This window comes from Vibrio sp. Vb1574, assembly GCF_033338675.1.
The window spans coordinates 27,625-46,690 of the sequence record NZ_JAWOTC010000012.1 but is presented as its reverse complement, the minus strand read 5'-3'; the positions used below and the strand labels follow the sequence as shown (position 1 = coordinate 46,690).

The window sequence follows — 19,066 nt, the reverse complement described above, 5'->3', positions numbered from 1 at the left end:
AAAATTGACCTACCACAATTAGTTGTAGCACGCAGTTGTCTATAGCCAGGATCATTCACTCATCTAAACAACAAAAACTTGTTGTGTATGTGGGAAACTGTGTAAATCTTTGATTTTCCAGTTATCCACATACGCTATAAAGATCTATATTTAACTATATCAATCTATGGAAACTATAGAACTATAAGATCTATAGGAACCGTAACGTATTGATTTCAATTGGTTTTAACTCGTTTAAAGATCTTTTTTTAGGTCTTTAAGTAACAAGATCTAGGTTTAATTGATCATTTATTAGGTGTTTGTGATCTTCTTACAGGCTTTAGTGCTACATAATCTAGGTGAAAGTGATCATATATCAGGTGATTGGATAACAGGTTTTAGGTGTTTCTGTTCTTAAATGACATATTTTAGGTGTGTGAGATGGTTGTATAGGAGTCTTGTCCGGTTTTTTCTACTTTCGAGTCAATGATCACGTCGAATTCCCTCCCATATACCTAAAATGTGTCACATAGCTCATTTCAACCTAGAAAATGTCATCTATCGAGCCCATGACCTAAAACTTGTTAGCTATCAGTAATCGTGTGTATCGGTTAGTTCTGAAAGGGTATCTATCTTTTCCATTAACGACTCTAATTCATGCATTCCATCATCATGCTTTTGTTGCTCTTTTTCTGAGTGTCGCTTTGACAAGCTAGCTTCAACTTTAAGAGCGTGGTCTTCTTTACCCACATAGCGGTACGCGATGGCAAGTGATTCTAGTTCAGACTCGGTGAGTCTGACTTGGTTTTGAAGCCTTTTCAATTCAAGTTGTCGAATTGTCTTAAGAGCATCGTGTTGATTTAGTTCATCAATTGAACCTAGTTTAACCCACCGAAAGAGAAACTTGATTCCAGTAATGGTTCTACCTTTCTTTACAACCTCAAAACCCTTATCACCTTGGCTGCTTTCTAAAAATAGAAGCTCTTTGCTAATCTGAGGGTGTTCAGAAAGTTCTTTAATGCTTTCCCTGATACAACGTTTCATAAATACGCTGTTGTTTTTGAAGGAACTTTTATCTTTTTTCAGCTTCCCTGATTCGTCCAAAAGCCCAAATATTCCTTTCAGTTCACTAAGCTTTTGCGCATGCATTTCAAAGCCCTTGTCTTTGAAGCGACTAAGTAGTTCGTACAAGCGCTTAGAATACTCCTTCTTTACCTCAAAGAAATTGCGAGTATTAATCAGAGCAAATCCTTGATTATATTCAATATACTCAGGTTTTAGCATATCGTTAGGAACCATCGTAAGTATGCCGTGTTTATAAGCGATATGTTTAAAAAGAGGTCTATAGTCGAATTCAATATCACCTTTCGGGGTTTCCACCTTTATCCCGATTTTTCGACTAGCTAGGCGGTTCGCTACTGGACTTAAGTTGCTACCGATATGTTTAGACTCAACACCTAACCACTCTGATAATTGATGTGAAGTAAACTCATAGTGTGGTGTTTTCTGTTCCCAATCACTTGGTTTCATATGTGCAATCATCAACGCAAACATATCTGCTTCCCTAGCGGATAGATCTTGACGACTAAAGACCAGTTGATGGCCTTTTTTGATATGTTTCGGGAGGTTATCGCTTACCGCAGGGTAGAAATATTCTTCATCACTCATGCAAATGCACATCCATAAATAACAAGATTTAGGTAATTATGACACATTTTAGGTCACGCATGTATAGAAATACTCACATCAAGCAGTGATTACAGATACCTGACTTGTACTCGCCCGACTGCGTCACGATAGTATTCAACTAAGCCTTGAGACTCTTTCTCGGAAATGGTGTTCATGTACTCTGCTAACATGGTGGCTGTATCACGAACCTTGTTCACGCTAGCTTTCACGGCGCTTGCAGCCTTGTTGTGCCAGCTAGCAATCACAAACTTAAGGTATGACACGAACTTAGGCGCTAAAGGCTGTTGGTGCTTGTTGTACAGCTTGATAACACGACGAGCTCCACTAGCTGATAGGCGGCCTTGCTTAGCTGCTAGTTGAAGTTGTTTTACTTCGTCAGCGTCACGTTTGAAGATCTTCAAAAACCAAGAATCAGACGGGACACCGTTATTAATTTTATTTTTACTCTCTGTAGAGAGATCTTTTGTATTTATAGTGCCATTTTTGTTTTTGTCTGATTGTTCGCAAGCCTTGTCAGCACTGGCCTCAAGAGGTTTTTCCACAGAAGCCCCCCCTGAGTGCCGTTTTTGTCTATTAAAACGCTTTTGTGCAGCTTGTAGCGCGTATTTGTATGCGCCAGCGAACATTTCTTGGATGGCGTCTACGCATAGAGTGATGTGACGTAAATTCTGACCTGTTGCATTGTTTGGCTTCTGTTCTCGGACAATTAAGTTCAAGTCTTCTGCTGTTTTCAGTTGTTTTTTGAGAGTGTCAAAAGTGGTTCGACGACAATCATAGCGATCGCAGTTCTCGTTGTAGACCTGTACCAATCGAGTAGTTGATGCAAAGCAGGTATGGCCATGCTTAAGAATATGGCTTGAGATAGTTTCTAGTAGGCAAGCAAGTTTACGTTGTGCCGACGGTTTATTGGCTTTGATATTGGAGGCTTGGGTTCTGAATCCTGACTTCCAGTAGCAAGGATGCAGTAAAAGCGGTGTGTTTTGCATAAAATTTGATCAAAAAAAAGGCGTAAAAATTTGCCACCGATCTCTTTGAACGTTATACTTACACCTGCTTTAGTGTGGTGTAATTTGTGTTAACGTTCGCTGAGATTGATGCTCAATCTAAACTGTTAAACTAATTACTAACCATTTGAGGCATTAGTCGCCAACTAAATGTCTCGCCTGATTAGGCTTCGGTCTAATTCATTACGGCATAATGACTTTCCTTAAGTTCGTTTGTCGTGACGCTTTAAGTTAGCCGCTTAAAGCTCGATTGCAGTAAGAAAGCCCGCTCGCCAAAGCGGGCTTTTTTATTTTCTGTTGCCCGAAATCGAATCACTTTCTCTCTATCACGGTATCGCCATGATCTAATTACAGAAAAACTCCCCTATTATTGATCGTAAATGGTTGATCAAACAAGTCCCTGTATCAAAGCGATTCCGAACAAGGTGCGTTACCATCTGGCGCTAGAGTTTACCAAAAATTTTATCTATTTAAACTCCTTTTGGACGTGTTAATATTCCGAACACGCCGAATTTTGTGGATAACTCTGTGATGAAATTTACTCCCCCACTAAGTGCTGAACAGCAATTGGAAACTCAAGTTAACCAATTAAAACAACAATTTAAGCGCCGTCAGTTCCCGAAAAAGAACGTACCAGCGCTACCGTTGGATTTGTTAGTAACAATCTCAGGTTGCACCTTTGGTTTGCATAGCCAAAAAGACGGTAGACTCGTTCTAAAGGCCGATAAGGCGATTAACTTTGATAAGGGTGTCAATGTGTTGCGCTCAGTGTCGTATATTGCTGGCGCGCGAGATAGCGTATCTATCGCTGGTTGGGACTGGCGACCAACGCACTTCAAGAAAGATAAACTCTATTTGCGTCCTGTCGCGCCTAGTGATTTATAAAACTCCGAATTGGCCACCAGCATTTTCGATTTATTTGAGTATTTTTTGTACTTAATTTCTAAGCGCTGGTGGCGCTTTTTAATTGATCAACTTATTGGAATTTTCGTAATGAAGATCCGAAGTTGACGAATTGCTGTTTAATTTGAGGCGCAACACTCACTTTTTGCTCTACTGGAACGTAGCTATTTGTCGGTAAAGTCGCCATTTTTCGGGAACCTAGCGACTCAAACATAGTTCGCACCACTTGATGATCTTCCTTGCTGGCCATGTTGGCGATCGCTTTGCGCTGCGCATCGGTCACATAGATAGGTAAAGAGTCCACAACATCAAGCAGCATCGAGGTTGCCTTAGCGTTTTGCTCTACCTTTTCACGCAACTCTGCGTTCACGCTTTCTAGGTACATAAGCTGGTTAGTAAGATCACCGACAAGCTCAACATTGCTCTGTTGAGTCATGTTCGCGTAGATATTACGCGCGGATTCCTCATCAAAACCTTGTTCCTGTAGCGATTCGAGGATCATTTGCTCGCTGTTCGCGCTTTCCATCATCATGGCCGGATGGTCTAGGCTGATATAGTTCGGCTGCAATACGTAGTCCATACCGTGATATGAAGTAGTAATCGATGCCTCGCGTGTATCTTGGCCACCAGTCGCCCAGCTCCAACCACCAGCACGGCTATTGTACAAACCTAAAGCGATACGGCCTGTATCGGTATCTAAAAACTCTTGAGTGTGTTCAACAATACCGTCATCTGAACAGGTGATAGAGATTGTGCGGTTAGATGGCACGTTTTCTACCACAACCGGACGACCATTAATCATGATCACCTCAGTTTCACCAATTGAGAGCTTATTAGCGCGTTGGCGGGATTGATGGCCATAGTAACCATACGCCTCACCTAGTCGTAGTAGCTCTTGAGTTCGTGGGCTGTTGATCATCGCTTGCACGGCTTTGATGATGTAGTTGCGCTTGTTGGCGCTAAGTTTTCGACCGTCATTGAATAGGCTGAAACGGTCGGATACTTGTTTAAGTGCTTTTGCTGTCACTTTCGTTTCTCCATTAATGGCTTTGGATTTCAGTTAGTAAGTCGAGAACTACGTCTCTAACGAATCGTTCCGCTTCGCTTTGGTCTGTCATGCCAATGGATTCCATCATCTTGTCGTTTTTAGAGACTTGAGCAGCCAGCTCGGAAATGACTTCCTTGGCCAACTCGGAATCGAGGCCAATAACAGACGTGTAAAGGTGATTTTTGAGTTTTTCGGATTTGCCGATTGGGGATTGCTCGATAAGGTCAAGCACGGTGGCCAGCATGGTTGCGTAGTTCGCTTGAGATTCCATTGCATCGGCTTTCTCTTGCTCAATAGCGGTATTGAGAGAGTTAAAGCGGATCTCGAATGGCATATCGTTATCGTTCCACACCTTGCCGTCTCGGTAGATGGTGTGAATATCGATGGCGCGTTTAACGAACTTCACCACGGCTGCGCGGATTTGGTTGGCGCGTAGTGCTGATTGAATGGAAGCGCGGAAGAAACCACCCTCACCTAGTCCACCAGATAGCAGATCACCAAAACCAAGCATGGACGGGTCTACGCCAAGCGTTCCCGCCAAGCGTTTAAGGTGAAACATAATATCTTCGATGTGAGAGATATTCGGGTCAGTGGTAAAGGTATCGATCTGCAAGCCACCTTTAGCGCCGCCCATAAATGGCAATAGCGTGTTGATGACGGTTGGGATGAAACCTAGCTTGCGGGAACGGTCTACCACCTCTTGACGGTCTTGTTTCATCTGGTCTGCGACCATGTTGATGTATTCCGCAGCTCCCGCCGCATCCAAGCCGTCAGTGTTTACCGCTACCATGCGATCGATAAGTGAAGCATTCACACGACTTGCGCCTAGCGCTGCAATGGACTGGCGAAGCATCGACCAAGCCTCAAAACAGGTAAGCAGAATCGATGTGCCGTAGTTCTGCGTCTCGATTGGCATGCGTGAATACGCATCGTCATAAAGTGAGTAGCGCTGGCCAGTGTAGTTAACTGGCGGTATATCCATATCTGGCCGCCAGATTGGCATTTTTAGTGGGATAAGCGCCCAAGGCTCGGCAAGGCGTACCTGTTCGCCGTTCGCTCGGGTTTGTAGGTATTCCGCAGTAAAGCCAGCCAGCTCGCCCGAACGTTCGTACTCACGTATTTGGTTAGGCAAGGTGTAATAGTTGGCCTCAAAGTGAGTGATACCAACACCCTCTTGCGTGTACGGACGAACGTAGTTAACCCCATAAACCAGCGTTGAATACGTCCAGTTCATAAGGTTGTCGTTGATTGGCGCTAGTAATTCTCGATTAAGACGGCCTACATACTCTGCGTATTTCTCATCGGTGGGATGAAGATACACGGCCATGCCATGATCGTTTGATACCGAAAGAGCGTGACCAAGGTGCAGATTGAGCGCGGCATCAATCGTGCTGTCCTCGGCCATCTCCTTGAGTATCGGATATAGCATGAAGCGATCTTTTGGCAGCTTATGAAGAAAAAAACGGTCTGAGCTCTTTCGACCGTCATTGGTCAGAGCGCCGTTGCTTTCATCTAATTGGTTATCGCGATCGTGGAATGGCGATCCCGTGTATCCAGCGCCAGATTCAAAACTAATCCCACTCTCTTTATCGTCATTCTCGTTAAAGAAAGGGAACGCTTGTTTTAAAGCTGCCGCCAGTCCAATTGATGCATTGTTTTGCGACATGTGCGACCTCAGTTAGTTGAGGCGCTTTTTACAGAGATGGGGATGATCTTGGATGATAGCGCATTGCGTCAATGTGACCAATACGAGAATAAATCATTGATTTTTGTTGGAATAAATTTTTTTAGTCAAAGTTCAATCGCTTGCCTTTTAATGATGGTTACTCACTAAAAACACTAATTTTTCGCCTTGATAGCGCTCGGTGTGTTCGGAATAATTGCCTCGTCCCTAAAAATCTACTTCCTTAGATATTTTAGATTATTCATTAACTTAAATTGATATTGATAGTGGCGTTTTTTTGGGATGGGGAATAGGAAAGGAAAAAGTCGGGCGAAAGCTCGACTTTTTTTTTGGCTTTTATCCAAAGAATAAAAGGCAAGTTCATGAACACTGATTTAACCCGCAGTATTGAACAGGCGACAACAATCGATGAACTGGTCAGCCAGTTTGAAGCCTTGCTCGCTGTCGATATTAGCGATACTCCAAAAGGCCACCAGCGCCTTAAGGCTAACCAACTAGCCAAAGACATTCTCGCCAAGTACAACGGCGACTACTCCAACGTTTCACCCGAAGATAAAGCAGCTCTGCGCGACTACACAGGTTTTGGCGGTATCGGTGGCTCCACCAACGAATACTACACGCCTAAATGGCTGGCGAGCGCGACTTGGGATGCAGTTCGCTCCTATGGCTTTACTGGCGGTAGCGTACTTGAACCAAGTTCGGGCGTGGGCGTATTTAGCGAAACCAAACCTAAAGGCACCCTAACTACATCCGTAGAAATGGATCAGACCTCGGCGGCCATTAACCAGATTCTTCACCCCGAAGATCATGTAATTCAATCGGCATTCGAAGCCGTGGCCAGCAATCCCGATATTGGCGATTTCGACCTAGTGATCGGCAACCCGCCTTATGGTGTTCGAGACGCTAGCGCGATGAAAGACAAAGCGTACAAAGACATTAAGTACGCCGATCAGTATTTCGTTTCTCGTTCTATCGATAAAGCGAAAGCTGGTGGCTTGATTGCCCTAGTGCTTCCAACTCGTATTTGTGATGCGAAAAACCTTGAGAAGTGGCGTACACAACTCGCACTTAAAGCGGAGTTCTTGGGCGCGCACCGACTACCAACGGGCACGTTCGCTGATACTGGCGTAGTGACTGACCTTGTTATCTGGCGCAAACACAGCGACCAAGCGAAAGCACTGATTGATAGTGCCGACCGTGACACGCTGATTGAATCTAACGTGCTTTGGAATACTTGGCTTAAAGGTAAGTGGTTCGAGCGCGAGGGTAAGAAATTCATCAACGGCGAACAGACTGTTGAGGGCGTAGGTAAGTTTGCGCGCAAAGTCGTGAAGCGCGGCAACCGTTCTAACGAGGACATTAAACAGTCCCTAATGCGCCGCTTTAACAGCCGTATCGACTGGATGTTGCTTGATGAATCGGTAAGCGAGCCAGTGAGCGCGAAATACTCCGAGGGCGATACAATGTTCCGCAATGGCCAGCAATACGAAATGATTGATGGCGAATGGGAAGTGTCCGAAAGCAACGCGAAAACAGGCGTTATCAGCAAGGCGACCTATGGCGTAGATAACACCGATGAGATCGGTTCTATCACCTACTCTACTGAATCGATGCTTAAGCTATCGGCCAGCCAAGCACTACAGATTTTCGAAGATTACGGCTACTTGTGTCATGACGACTTTAAAGCCCTAATGCGCGAGATTGCCAAGCTGCCAAAAGCGAGCCAAGAACACGCTTACAAAGGCATTCTACTTGGCATGAAAGTTCAAACACTTGCAACGCTGGTTGCTGGTGGCCGAACCACATCCAATAGCGACTTGGCCAACATGGCAATGGGCGCGGAGGACTTCCAGACCGAACAATATCGCGTGAAGTTAAGCGGCGAAGTGTTAGAGCTGAACGCACTAATGGGCGGCTCTAAGGTATCGAAGAAAGCGCTAAGCAACTTAAGCGAGAAGTACGTCTCTGCATGGAATTACTACCACTCATCGATCGATTCTAAGGGCAAACTGTCTGACCTACTCAAAGGCGACCTTAAGCGTGAACTTACTGTTCAATACAGTTCGTCTCGCATTGGTGACGTGTTCCATCTATGCGACCGTGAACTAGGCATAACCACACTGACACTGCATGACGTTCGCACGTATTACACCGCAAGCGGTATCGATACGATGAGCGATGAGCAGTTGCTTGATTACCTAGCGAACATGGATGAGGTAGCCGTAAACCCTGACGGTACGGTGACAGCATTCCACAAAGCGACGACTGGCCTTGTCGGTAAACGCATGGATCAGCTGACCACACAATTAGTATCGGCCACCAGCGATACCGTGAAAGCTAACATCATGCGCCAAATCCAAGCCATCGAATCTAAGCGAAACAAGATCTCGATTGCCGATGTGAAGATGAAGCTTACCGATAAGTGGATTCCTAAAAACATCATGCTTGAGTTCCTGCATGACCGTGGCTACACGGAATTTATCTTGGGCGACTTTACCGAGGATAAGGACGGCTTTGAGGATTTCGTACAAAGCGAATCCGGCCAATACCTCACTGGCTACCGTTGGCGTGATGGCGAATGGATTGATGGCCTAACTCGTAATGGCGTGAAAGGTAAAGCAGCGAACAGCGATGAGCGATTTGAGCGTCAAATTGAATCGTACATCAACTATGGTGCGGTTCGTGGCGGTAGTAAGAACGAAGATAAATCACTTATCCGTGAACAAATGCGCCGCCTCGATGATGAGTTTTCTACATGGATTGCATCATCTGACCATTCAGAATACTTGGAACAGGTTTACAACAATACGTTTAACGGTTGGATTAAACCGGAGTTCGATGACACTCCATTATCGCTAGATGGCGTATCTGGTGCGATTGAGTTCCTACCTTACCAAAACTCAACGATTCGCCGTCACAGTGCAGACGGTAACGGCATTATTGCCTTTGGTACTGGCTTGGGTAAAACGCTCACTGGCCTTGGTCTAGTGCAGTACAACCTAGAAACCAAACGCGCAAACCGTGTGGCCATCGTTGTTCCTAAATCAGTGCTAGAAAACTGGTTCTATGAAGCCGATCTGTTCTTTGGTGAAAGCAATCTATCTGACAAGGTATTTATCGGCCTTGAGGTTCACAAAGACGATGACGGCAAAATCATTCGGGAACCAGTATTGGATGAAACGGGCGAACCTAAGCTAGACAAGAAAGGCGATCCTATCTTGCGCGCCAAACTGACCGTAGACACCAACGGCAAGCGCGTAGCAGAGCAGCTCCACCAGCTTACACAGTCAACCGCTCGCATCGTGGTAATGACAAAAGACGTGTACAACCGCATTCCATTGAAGCCGGACACGATTACGGCCAACGTGCTTGAAATGCGCGATGCTGGTTTGATTGCTGGTTCAAGCAAGCTAGTTAAGGAAGCGGAAAGCCACACAGAGAAAGCGAAGAACGCGCGCTTTGAAGCGAAATACTCTGACGATGGCACGGCCAAAAACGAAGAACTACCGTACTTCGAGGACTTGCTATTCGACTCGGTTATGGTCGATGAGGCGCATGATTTCCGTAACTCGTACAAGGGCGGCTCATACCGAAACAACCTGGCATTCTTGCCTAGCCAAGCGCAAGCCGATCGCGCTATCGATATGCAGCTTAAGAACAACGTCATTAAAGCGCGCAATGATGGTCGAGGCGTTTACTTCCTAACAGCTACGCCAACCGTAAACAGCCCTGTTGATATGTTCAATATGCTGTCCCACATCATTCCGGCAGACACGTTTGCCAAGATGGGTATCTTTGACAGCGACGACTTTATCCGCATGTTTGGTAAGACTGGCGAAGCGCTGGTTACTAAGATTTCGGGCGAAGTTGAACAGCGTGAAGCCCTACTCGGATTCCAAAACCTAGACGCACTTCGAAACATCGTTAACCGATACATGACGATCGAGGATGCTAAATCCGTTGGTGCCAACGTTCACATTCCTGACCTGATTAGCCAACAAAGCTTTGTCCAAATGAATAGCGAACAGGAAGCGCTATATGAGGAACTACGCCAACGCGCTGACGCTATCAGCAATCCAGACAAAGACGAAAACCAAGAGATTGTCGAGCAATACCCTAACGACACGGTTTTCGGCCTGATCCGTAAAATGGACAAGGTAAGTACAGACCTTGATTTGTACTATGAGCGTGTTACCTACCGATTCGCTAAGGACAACAAGAAAGAGGTTGAGGCGGCAGTCGCTAAGCTACCAAATACCGTCACAGTCACTTTTGAGGATGTAGCACCAGACGGCACGGTTAAGCTAAGCAAAATCCAAGTTAAGGTTGATAAGAGCGTTAAGGTCGAGGGCGATCACTGCGTGGTTCAACTCCACCAGCAACTTGATGACAAGTTCACAAGCATTTGTGACAAGGCTAAGTTGAAATTTACGCACCCTGTCTCTCCTAAGTACGCCAAGTTCCTTGAGAACGCGCGCGAGATTTATCTGGCTGGTGGTAAGCAGCTTGTCTTTACCGAAGAAAAAACACAGCACAAAAAACTGGCTCGCATCATTGCGGATTTCGTTGGTTGCAAGCTGTCTGAAATCGGTATTTTGAACAGCGATACCGTTGCAGGTAAGAAAGGCTCTAAGGCCACTGAGGACGATGAAGAAGCAGGTTTGGAAGCAATCGCCAATGCTTACAACACCTCGAAATACAAATTCATGATCCTCAATAAAAAAGGCGAAGTCGGTATTAACTTGCATCATGGCACAACCGATATTCACCACTTAACGCTACCGTGGACTCCAATGAGTATCACACAGCGTAATGGCCGTGGCGCGCGCGTTGGCTCTAAACAAAACAGCGTGAACGTTCACTACTACACGTCTAAAGGCTCATTCGATGATTTCCGCTTGGCCACAATCCAACGTAAAGCCACTTGGATTGAGACAATGTTCAAAGGTAATGACAAGTACATTGCGAACGCCGATGCAGACGCAGCCGACGAAACAGCAATCATGCTGGCAGCGAATCCAGAAGAAGCGAAAGCCCGTATCGAAGCGGCCAAACGTGAAGCGGAGCGCAAGCGCAAATTAGAGGAACGCCGACTAGCAAGTATCAACGTTAGCAAGTACATCAAAGCTACCCAAATGCTTGCTTTGGATGTGGCCGAAGTTGAAAGCGAGCTGGCCGAACTACGCGATAAGTTAGAACCGCTACGCAATGAAGTGGAAGAAGATCGCCTACGCGCAGAGGGCGAGAAGCGAGGCAGTTGGCAGCACCAAAACTACCAACGCACTAAAGGCAGATTGTTTGCCCTAGAAAGCAAAATCAAAACCTTTGAGGCAGCGATCAAAAACCGCGACAAAGCGAGCGATACCATCAAGAAATTGAAACCAGCAATGGAGCTGGCCATCAATGACGGTGTGTTAAAGGATTACCCTGACTTCCTAACTCATCCAGAGTTATACATTGTTCGCAACGGTGTGATTGTTCGTAATGGCTACACCTACAAAGCCGAAGTTAAGAGCCGTTCTTGGAGCGCCGAGTACGACTCAAAAGCAACAATCATGATCACCAACTTCGACCGTAAATCTGGCACGGTGGACGGCTTTATTACTGAAATGGACGGCGAACCAGCGTCACGCAACTACGTCGATCTACCTGTTGAGCGCATCATTGAAATTGCGCCAGTGAATCAGGATAGAGCAGCACTAGAAGCAAAAGCGCTCCAAGGTGTACCACTAAGTGAAGTCGCTCATACGTTTGACCGTGAGACGTTCTTTGAACTGGTCGCAGAGAAGAAAATGAAAGCCTACGGTAATAGCCGCCGTTGTTTGGTGCGCAATGCTGACGGTTCATTCTCTACGCCGTGGGGATTGGATGTTGAACCAGACCAAACGCTGATTTATCCAGATGCGAGCGATAAAGCGATCGTGAAAGCCCTACTCGACCAAGTAACCAAGCAATTGGAAGATAAAGGTCGCGTGATGCTGGAACACGACATTCTAAGTTTCTTTATCGGTAGCGATTGGGACAAACAGGCGATGGAAAACGGCAACCAAGTGACCGAACAGGAAGTCGTAGAACTGGTGACACTTGAGATCAAAGCATTCGAGGAAAAATACCCTGAGCTTTATCAAGAGGCACTACTGAAAGCGGAGACGACTTACAAAACGTCTATCACTTTCCTTAAAGACCTAGATAATCATCTAAGCAATTTGAAATGGACAGGTTACACCAACGCACACGAAGCGCGCCGCATATCGGCTCGTGAGTTCACTCGTTACACCGATATTCTGACCGAACGCTCTAGCGAATACCGCACAGAGCTGGAAGATAAGCTATTCGCTGACTTCACTAAGCTGGTGGCCAACGACCCTGACCGTGCGAAACGTCTATCACAGATCGCGTATTGGATGACGCAATACAAACCAACGACCGATACTCACCTACTGAAAAAGGTCGATGCGATTTACGGGGAAAACTCACAAGAAACCATACTTAAGGTATGTGCCGACCTACACGCTATTGGCGAACGTGAGTTTCTATCCGGTGATGGCCTAATCTTCTCGGATGACTGGTCATTGAATCGCATGAAAGGTGCGTATGGTTCGCTATTCACTTACCGCAGCACACAGCGCGAAGAATTTATCGAGAAGTACCTAAATGCGGATAAGCTGGAAAAGGCCGAGGTTCAAGTGACCGAAACGCAGAAAGTGAAAATCGATAATATCTCTGCCATTAACGTAGAGAGCATCGAGAAGTTTAGCGAACTAATGTCAGGCATTGGCATCGACGTTAAAATGGTGACTTCACCAATTAGCTGGAAGCCTAAGCGCGGTCGCAACCGAAAAGAGATTGTTGTAGAGCCATACGAACGCATTGGTTTGATGGACAACAACGGCCTTAAAGGTTCGCTGAAAGTGATGTTCGCTGGTGACAAGGAAGCCAAGGCCGAGTACGGCGCTGACTTCGCTTCGAACGCAAGCAGTGAGTTTAATGGTGGCTGGTGGTTTATCTCTGCGAAAGCGGATTTAGAACTGCTGGCGAAATCGCTATTAACCATTCACAACACGTTGGCCGAAGCTGCCTAACTTAAATTTTCGCATGCGAAAAAGTTCTCGCATGCGAAAACTTTTTGGAGATAACAATGATTACCCAAGTGAAATTGCCTACCGTTGAAGATCTACAGCCCCTACTCGATGAGGCGTTAGAAACAGCGCAAAGCAAAGAGGCATTTATCCAAGCTCAAGTAGATGGCATTTACAAAACACTTCAAGCCAATCCGCTCATGTACCGTCACTATGGCGCTTATTGGTGGGCGGTTAAATCACTCATGGCCAAGCATGGTTATGACCTTGGCAGCGATTCAGAAGTGATCACAGAGCAACACTTCAATTTCGAAGACCCTGCGATTTTGTTGTGTGCTGCGTGGGCGTACCAGCAAGAGCAAATTGATAAAGGCTACTGGCAAGCAAACCTACATACCTACTACGCCGATGATGAAGAATTTGAATATTCTATCGAGGATGTGAACCTTGAAGCGTGGAGCGTGAACGCCAAATCGATGCGTTAAGTTTTCGCATGCGAAAACTTTTTCTCATATGCCCGTCATCTTTGGCGGGTATTTTTTTGCACGGAATTTGGTAGAGAGTTCTCGCATGCGAAAACTTTTGCTAGAAAAAAATAAACCCCGCTACTGAGAAAATGGCGGGGATTGCACGTTGAATCGATAAGCATAAACACAAGCACTACTACCCCTAATAGTTTTCGGCATCGCTTATCTGGTGTGTAATTTATATGAGATAAATTTCATATTCAACAAGTTTTTTTAGTCTTTTTTATTAAAAACAATTGGTTATGCAACCACTCACACTTGCTGATTACGCGCTGGCAATTCTGTCACTTTGCCGGATTGAGTAAGTAATAATTCTGTCAAAAAGTTTTCGCATGCGAAAACTCTCGGAATCAACCTCACATTTTTCTCAAAGTTCTCGCATGCGAAAACTTGTGCAATCGGTTCTGTTTGTTCACTTTTTTGCTTGTACTGTTGCTTCTGGCAACGTATAGTGTAACCCCGTTGCCAGTGACAACAATTAAGAGGCGTTGATATGGCATCCAAGGAACGATGCGAAAGACTAATTCAATTAGTCGAGAAAGCAGGAAGTACCAGAAAAGCCAAGCTGCTTATTGATGGCGTTAAGGGAGTAAGCCCTTGTCACACTGCCATCTACAAAGCCATGAATGGCGGCGGTACGACCGACTATGTGGTTCAGTGCTATATCGATGATCTTGAAACAGCACTGAGCAAACCAAAACAGCAAACAAACTCCACCAGCAAAGGAAATCATTAATGAGCACTATCATGGCGATTGCCAACCAAAAAGGCGGCGTAGGTAAAACAACTTGTACTTACAACTTTGGCATTAGCATCGCTAACCAAGGTAAGAAATGTCTATTCCTGGACTTTGACCCGCAAAACAACTTGGGCGGCTCTATTGCACCGGAAATGGTCGAGAATCCAGAGTACACATCTGCGAGCTGCCTACACAATGCTTACAACCTTTTCGAAAATCCAGTAAAGGCTAAGCCTTTTGTAGTAAGCGAAAACGTACACGTTATTGGCGGCGATAAGCGCATGGGTAACATTACTCAATCACAAATCTTAAACGTGGCTGAGTCTATCGACCTTATCAAAGACGACTACGACTATATCTTTATCGACTGTCCACCAGCGGCGAACGCGCTACAGCATGCAGCGCTACTTGTGGCCAGTAAGCTACTTATCATTAGCCAAGCACAAAAAATGTCGATCAAAGGCGTTAATGAGCTGGTTAAGACCTCGCGCCAAATCCGTCGAATGAACCCTGACTTGGAAGTGTTAGGCATTGTCCTAAACCTTATCGAAGCCAATATCACAAACGACCAGCGCGAACAGGAAGCGGAACTTCGTAAAGAGTACGGCAACCTAGTTTTTGAAAACAAACTGATTAAAACAACGCGCGTAAGTGAAGCTCTAAACCAAGGCAAAGCACTGATTGAAACCAACCCTAAAGCGGCTGAGAAATTCGGCTTTACAGCGGTTTGTGATGAACTTTGCAAGCGCATGGTAGAGGTGACAGCATGACCAAAAGCTTAAGAGATCGAATCAAGCTTAGCGACCTAGATAATCTCTTGGATGAATCAGCGGTAGAAATCCGCGATGCAGCGAAAGTGCTGGCTATCCCTAAAGACTCTTTGTATTCAGTTGAGCAAGTACGTGAAGAATTTAACGATGAGTCACTACTTGAATTGTGCGAAAGCCTAGAAGAAAACGGCCAAATTCAACCTGTCGTTGTTTACCCGTTCGATGGCAAGGGATACAAAATCCAAGAGGGTGAACGCCGTTGGCGCGCCGCTATGTTGAGCGACAAGCTGACTCACGTTGAATGTATTGTCCGTGAAAAGGGCGATATTTTTGGCCAGCTCATTGAAAACATCCAGCGTGAAGATTTAACGCCAATCGAATTAGGTAAGGCGTTTGACCAAGCTAAGAAAAAGCACAATCTGGATAACCGTGGCTTGGCTAAGCGCCTTGGCAAATCAGACGGCTACATTTCGAAATACCTAAATGTACTTAAAGCCCCTGACTTTGTTTTGGAAGCATTCCAAAAAGGGATTATTGGTGATGTGGAGTCCATCAACGAACTACGCAAAGCAACCATCGATAACTCTGATCGCGTTCGTGAAGCACTGGAAAGCGGCGAGAAGCTAACACGCCAAGATTGTGTGAAGTTACGCACCAATGCGTTTGGCGATGAGGTTGAGGTCAAGCTTAGCGAAGCAGATAAAGCAGACAAGGTAGAAAAGACCCAAACGACACCAGCAAGCAAAAAGCCTACGGCAAACCAAAAGCCTACCAGCATTTGTGTCATGGTTAATGGTCGTCATGGTTTGGTGTTCGCATCTGGCAAACATAGCGACAAGCTAACGGTACTGTTTGATGATGGCGAACTTGAGCAAGTGCCAGTTGGTGAAGCTCAATTAGTTGGGTATCGTGTGTAAAGTTCTCGCATGCGAAAACTTTTAAAGCGGGTGGCTAATTAGCTGCCCGTTTTTCGTTAAGACGTAGTACCCGCCGTCACGGTAGACACCAACCACATAGTGATCGAGTGGCACGTCTTGCCAGCCAAATAGCCCTAGTTCGTCATCGCAATAAGCGACGATATTCACCAGCTTTACCTTTTGGACATGCAGTAGATAGATATTATCTAGCGCCCCTCTAAATGGCCTGTAGATATATTCTCCATCTTTCCTTAAAGCGGGGATCTCGTTCTCTGCGACTGAATGGCCATCGGCAACGCCGTCCTCGTTTATGTCGATTAGCCCGTAATGGTAACGATGCCTTATGGTAAACATCCCCTACTCCCTTAAATGCAAAAACGCCAGATTTGACAATTAAATCTGGCGTTTTTGTCGTGTCTTCTAGGTTATCACAGGCTTGGAAGCCTAGACCTATTTTATAGCTGCATAATGGACTCTTGCAAGTTCGTCCGGTCGCAGAACAGACTCGAACATAAAGCCTGTTTGTACGCCCTCGTTTTCCAGCTCTTGATTCACTCGGCCAAGAATATCGATAAGCGACGCACCGCCACCGCCAAACATATCCCCTAGCGCTTGCCCTTGGTGAAGCAGCTCACTATTGATTGCATCGGCCATCGTTTTAAAGGCCAATGTCATGCGTTTTGCGCTTCGGTTGTTCGCAGCAATGAATCTCGCCAGCGCTTCGGCCTCGGGATCGTTGTCGCCAAACAAACCGGACTGAGCCAATAGCTCGTCTATATGTTGGCCGGACTCTTTTGCCTGTCTTACCAGCTCGGTTGCTTGCACCAGCGAGTCAAGAGCTGACTTAGCGAGGTCAGGTTGTGAAGCGTTAATTTCCACGGCCTCTGCCAGCGTTTCAGACGTGTTTTTATGCACTTCCCCGCTAAGATATTGCATCTCAACAAACGCGCTTGCTGCGCCGTTTAGCGCACTCAGAATATTGCGAATTTCGGGATCGGCTTCCTCGGCTACCAGCTTCACCAACTTCTCGTTTTTGTACGCCTTGGCAAACACGGCATTTTGCATGCGCTCAATCAGTTGTTTGGTTGGTCGGCCATCTTCGGTCAGTAGTCCGGCGGTTGAGTTATCCCCAATTTCGGTTAGGAAGCTGTTTATAAATCCTTGGTTAGACTTGGCCAAAAGGTTGCCTGTTTCGCTCGGCTGGAACAGGGCAATCATGCGGTCATCGATGCGCTCTGCGTCAACCCAAGCCGTCTCGGCTGCGCTCATTTGTTGCAAGTCAGAGAGGTTGGAATCTCGGGCAAACTTAGCACGGTTAACTTGGGTAACACGTTCTCGAACCAACACTGGCTCGCGCATGCTCTCAACTTTCTCCGGTGATAGGTCGAAGCGCTCCGCATTGTCGATTAGGAACTGGCGGTACTTTTCAGCCTTGCCCTCTCGATACGCTTTTATGATGGCGATGGTTCGACCGTTCCCCGACTCCACCACATTATCTGCACCAACAATCGGTGCGCCGTGGCTAGATAGTCCAGAATCCGTTAATTGTTGTGGGCGCAAATCGTTGGCCATCTTTGAGATCTGCAATTTTGAGGATACGCGAGTACGGTCGCGCGGTTGCAGCTCTTGTGGAAAATTCGGATTGATTCGACCGTCCAAATCGTTCGATGGAATAAGGTCGCTGGCTTCCACGACTTTAAATCCTGTTTCTACTTCGTCGCCTTTTGCTGTCACCACGTAGCTGGTGCGACCTAGCTTGGGTTTTGGATTGTCTGTTGCGTACAGTTGAACAATCTCGGCTAGGTCATTGATGTTTTTTGCCTCTTTGATTTCGGCGTTAATTGATGTGAGTTGATTCAATTTGACCGCTCCGGTTGGGAGTGGCGAGTTCTCGCATGCGAAAACTTTTGGGACAGGGAAAAAGGATTAAAGACTCTTAAGCAATGCGAAAAGCGCCTTGGCGTAGTTGTGACGCTCACTAGTTGCCAGTGCAAGGTTTAGAGATTGCTTGTAGTAATAGTCTGCTCGGATTTTAGTTAAAACATTCATTGTCGTTTTCTCAAGTTCTCTGAAAAGTTTTCGCATGCGAAAACTATATCGAACGGGATTCTTTAAAGTTCTCGCATGCGAAAACATCCGTGTTTTTCGCGCTCCATGCAAAAAAGTTCTCGCATGCGAAAACTTAAGCGGCCAGTTTGTCAGGATTGTGCTCGAACCATTCAATCGCTTTTTGCTTGATGCTATCTAGCTCCAAGCCCTCTGAGTGAACGTCTCGCATTACATCAACAAACACCGATGGTTTGGCGTTATTAAACTCGCCAGCAAGGAATCTCGCAACTAGATCGCTTTGCTCAACTGGACGTTCGCCATTGTCGCGCTCATTCTGCTCGATGTGCTTCGTAAGAGTCTTGATAGCCTTGTTACGGTCAGCGCGCGACCAGCTACCAAAGCCACCATTTTTCTTAGCTGAACCCGCATCGTTTTTCCAGTAGTCCAAACCTCGCGCGATATGCCCCTTGTAACCAAACTGGAAGCTTTCGCCATCTTTGTACACAACGTAGTTATCGCCAGTCAGTTTATTAAGAATTTCCACCAGCTCACGGTTCTTTTTGATGCGTTCACCAATCGATAGCTGGCCACTCTTAAGCTCTTTCAACAAACCCGCAGCATCGCGGTTGAGCGTCATTTTTTCTCTTAAGCTTAACACTTGATTCTCTCCGGTTTAGG

At 46.0% G+C, this 19,066-nt stretch carries 14 protein-coding genes; 6 read left to right on the top strand and 8 right to left on the bottom strand.

From position 1 onward, the window contains the following. Positions 1-570 precede the first annotated feature (570 nt). Positions 571-1,647 (bottom strand): replication initiation protein, encoded by a 1,077-nt coding sequence (locus tag R7O12_RS10675; protein ID WP_054577229.1) that lies wholly within the window; start codon positions 1,645-1,647, stop codon positions 571-573. An 89-nt stretch (positions 1,648-1,736) separates the two neighbouring features. Beyond that, entirely contained in the window at positions 1,737-2,654 is a 918-nt protein-coding gene (locus R7O12_RS10670; RefSeq protein ID WP_213868159.1) for a hypothetical protein, read from the bottom strand. Between the two features lie 549 nt (positions 2,655-3,203). Between R7O12_RS10670 and R7O12_RS10665 the strand changes: the two genes are divergently transcribed. Continuing rightward, complete coding sequence (locus R7O12_RS10665; RefSeq protein ID WP_318125807.1) at positions 3,204-3,557, top strand: hypothetical protein; 354 nt, start codon at positions 3,204-3,206, stop codon at positions 3,555-3,557. Between the two features lie 91 nt (positions 3,558-3,648). Here R7O12_RS10665 and R7O12_RS10660 read toward each other — a convergent pair whose 3' ends face one another. Both R7O12_RS10660 and R7O12_RS10655 read right to left on the bottom strand, forming a co-directional pair. Then, positions 3,649-4,602: a head processing protein gene (locus R7O12_RS10660; protein ID WP_169628934.1), complete on the bottom strand. Its 954-nt coding sequence runs from the start codon at positions 4,600-4,602 to the stop codon at positions 3,649-3,651. A 13-nt stretch (positions 4,603-4,615) separates the two neighbouring features. Further along, positions 4,616-6,289 (bottom strand): portal protein, encoded by a 1,674-nt coding sequence (locus tag R7O12_RS10655; protein WP_318125806.1) that lies wholly within the window; start codon positions 6,287-6,289, stop codon positions 4,616-4,618. A 380-nt stretch (positions 6,290-6,669) separates the two neighbouring features. Here R7O12_RS10655 and R7O12_RS10650 point away from each other — a divergent pair, with 380 nt between their 5' ends. The 5 genes from R7O12_RS10650 (at position 6,670) to R7O12_RS10630 (ending at position 16,339) form a co-directional block, all read left to right on the top strand. Further along, positions 6,670-13,389, top strand: a complete 6,720-nt coding sequence (locus R7O12_RS10650) for an SNF2-related protein (protein ID WP_169628936.1) — start codon at positions 6,670-6,672, stop codon at positions 13,387-13,389. Positions 13,390-13,445: 56 nt separating this feature from the next. After that, complete coding sequence (locus tag R7O12_RS10645) at positions 13,446-13,871, top strand: hypothetical protein (RefSeq protein WP_029860222.1); 426 nt, start codon at positions 13,446-13,448, stop codon at positions 13,869-13,871. A gap of 535 nt (positions 13,872-14,406) precedes the next feature. After that, entirely contained in the window at positions 14,407-14,649 is a 243-nt protein-coding gene (locus R7O12_RS10640) for a hypothetical protein (RefSeq protein WP_069497778.1), read from the top strand. Then, a complete protein-coding gene (locus R7O12_RS10635) occupies positions 14,649-15,422 on the top strand; it encodes a ParA family protein (protein WP_069497779.1) in 774 nt (257 codons plus the stop codon). Before R7O12_RS10640 ends, R7O12_RS10635 begins: the two co-directional genes overlap by 1 nt. Then, positions 15,419-16,339 carry a ParB/RepB/Spo0J family partition protein gene (locus R7O12_RS10630; RefSeq protein ID WP_169628937.1) on the top strand — a complete coding sequence of 307 codons (921 nt, stop codon included), beginning with the start codon at positions 15,419-15,421 and terminating at the stop codon, positions 16,337-16,339. The genes R7O12_RS10635 and R7O12_RS10630 overlap by 4 nt, the downstream gene beginning before the upstream one ends. A gap of 21 nt (positions 16,340-16,360) precedes the next feature. Here the strand turns inward: R7O12_RS10630 and R7O12_RS10625 are convergent, their stop codons facing one another. The 4 genes from R7O12_RS10625 to R7O12_RS10610 all read right to left on the bottom strand — a co-directional run bounded on the left by R7O12_RS10625 (position 16,361) and on the right by R7O12_RS10610 (position 19,025). Next, entirely contained in the window at positions 16,361-16,693 is a 333-nt protein-coding gene (locus R7O12_RS10625; RefSeq protein WP_169628938.1) for a hypothetical protein, read from the bottom strand. Between the two features lie 96 nt (positions 16,694-16,789). Continuing rightward, positions 16,790-18,199: a hypothetical protein gene (locus R7O12_RS10620; protein ID WP_169628939.1), complete on the bottom strand. Its 1,410-nt coding sequence runs from the start codon at positions 18,197-18,199 to the stop codon at positions 16,790-16,792. A 66-nt stretch (positions 18,200-18,265) separates the two neighbouring features. After that, positions 18,266-18,388, bottom strand: coding sequence for a hypothetical protein (locus R7O12_RS10615; protein ID WP_258500649.1), 123 nt, complete (start codon positions 18,386-18,388; stop codon positions 18,266-18,268). Between the two features lie 133 nt (positions 18,389-18,521). After that, entirely contained in the window at positions 18,522-19,025 is a 504-nt protein-coding gene (locus R7O12_RS10610) for a hypothetical protein (protein WP_169628940.1), read from the bottom strand. Positions 19,026-19,066: the final 41 nt, after the last annotated feature.

Bases quoted from the DNA above. Each gene is read 5' to 3' on its own strand.
- R7O12_RS10665 (WP_318125807.1), top strand. From the start codon at position 3,204: ATGAAATTTACTCCCCCACTAAGTGCTGAACAGCAATTGGAAACTCAA.
- R7O12_RS10640 (WP_069497778.1), top strand. From the start codon at position 14,407: ATGGCATCCAAGGAACGATGCGAAAGACTAATTCAATTAGTCGAGAAA.
- R7O12_RS10615 (WP_258500649.1), bottom strand. From the start codon at position 18,388: ATGAATGTTTTAACTAAAATCCGAGCAGACTATTACTACAAGCAATCT.
- R7O12_RS10675 (WP_054577229.1), bottom strand. From the start codon at position 1,647: ATGAGTGATGAAGAATATTTCTACCCTGCGGTAAGCGATAACCTCCCG.
- R7O12_RS10645 (WP_029860222.1), top strand. From the start codon at position 13,446: ATGATTACCCAAGTGAAATTGCCTACCGTTGAAGATCTACAGCCCCTA.
- R7O12_RS10630 (WP_169628937.1), top strand. From the start codon at position 15,419: ATGACCAAAAGCTTAAGAGATCGAATCAAGCTTAGCGACCTAGATAAT.
- R7O12_RS10625 (WP_169628938.1), bottom strand. From the start codon at position 16,693: ATGTTTACCATAAGGCATCGTTACCATTACGGGCTAATCGACATAAAC.
- R7O12_RS10655 (WP_318125806.1), bottom strand. From the start codon at position 6,289: ATGTCGCAAAACAATGCATCAATTGGACTGGCGGCAGCTTTAAAACAA.
- R7O12_RS10635 (WP_069497779.1), top strand. From the start codon at position 14,649: ATGAGCACTATCATGGCGATTGCCAACCAAAAAGGCGGCGTAGGTAAA.
- R7O12_RS10650 (WP_169628936.1), top strand. From the start codon at position 6,670: ATGAACACTGATTTAACCCGCAGTATTGAACAGGCGACAACAATCGAT.
- R7O12_RS10670 (WP_213868159.1), bottom strand. From the start codon at position 2,654: ATGCAAAACACACCGCTTTTACTGCATCCTTGCTACTGGAAGTCAGGA.
- R7O12_RS10610 (WP_169628940.1), bottom strand. From the start codon at position 19,025: ATGACGCTCAACCGCGATGCTGCGGGTTTGTTGAAAGAGCTTAAGAGT.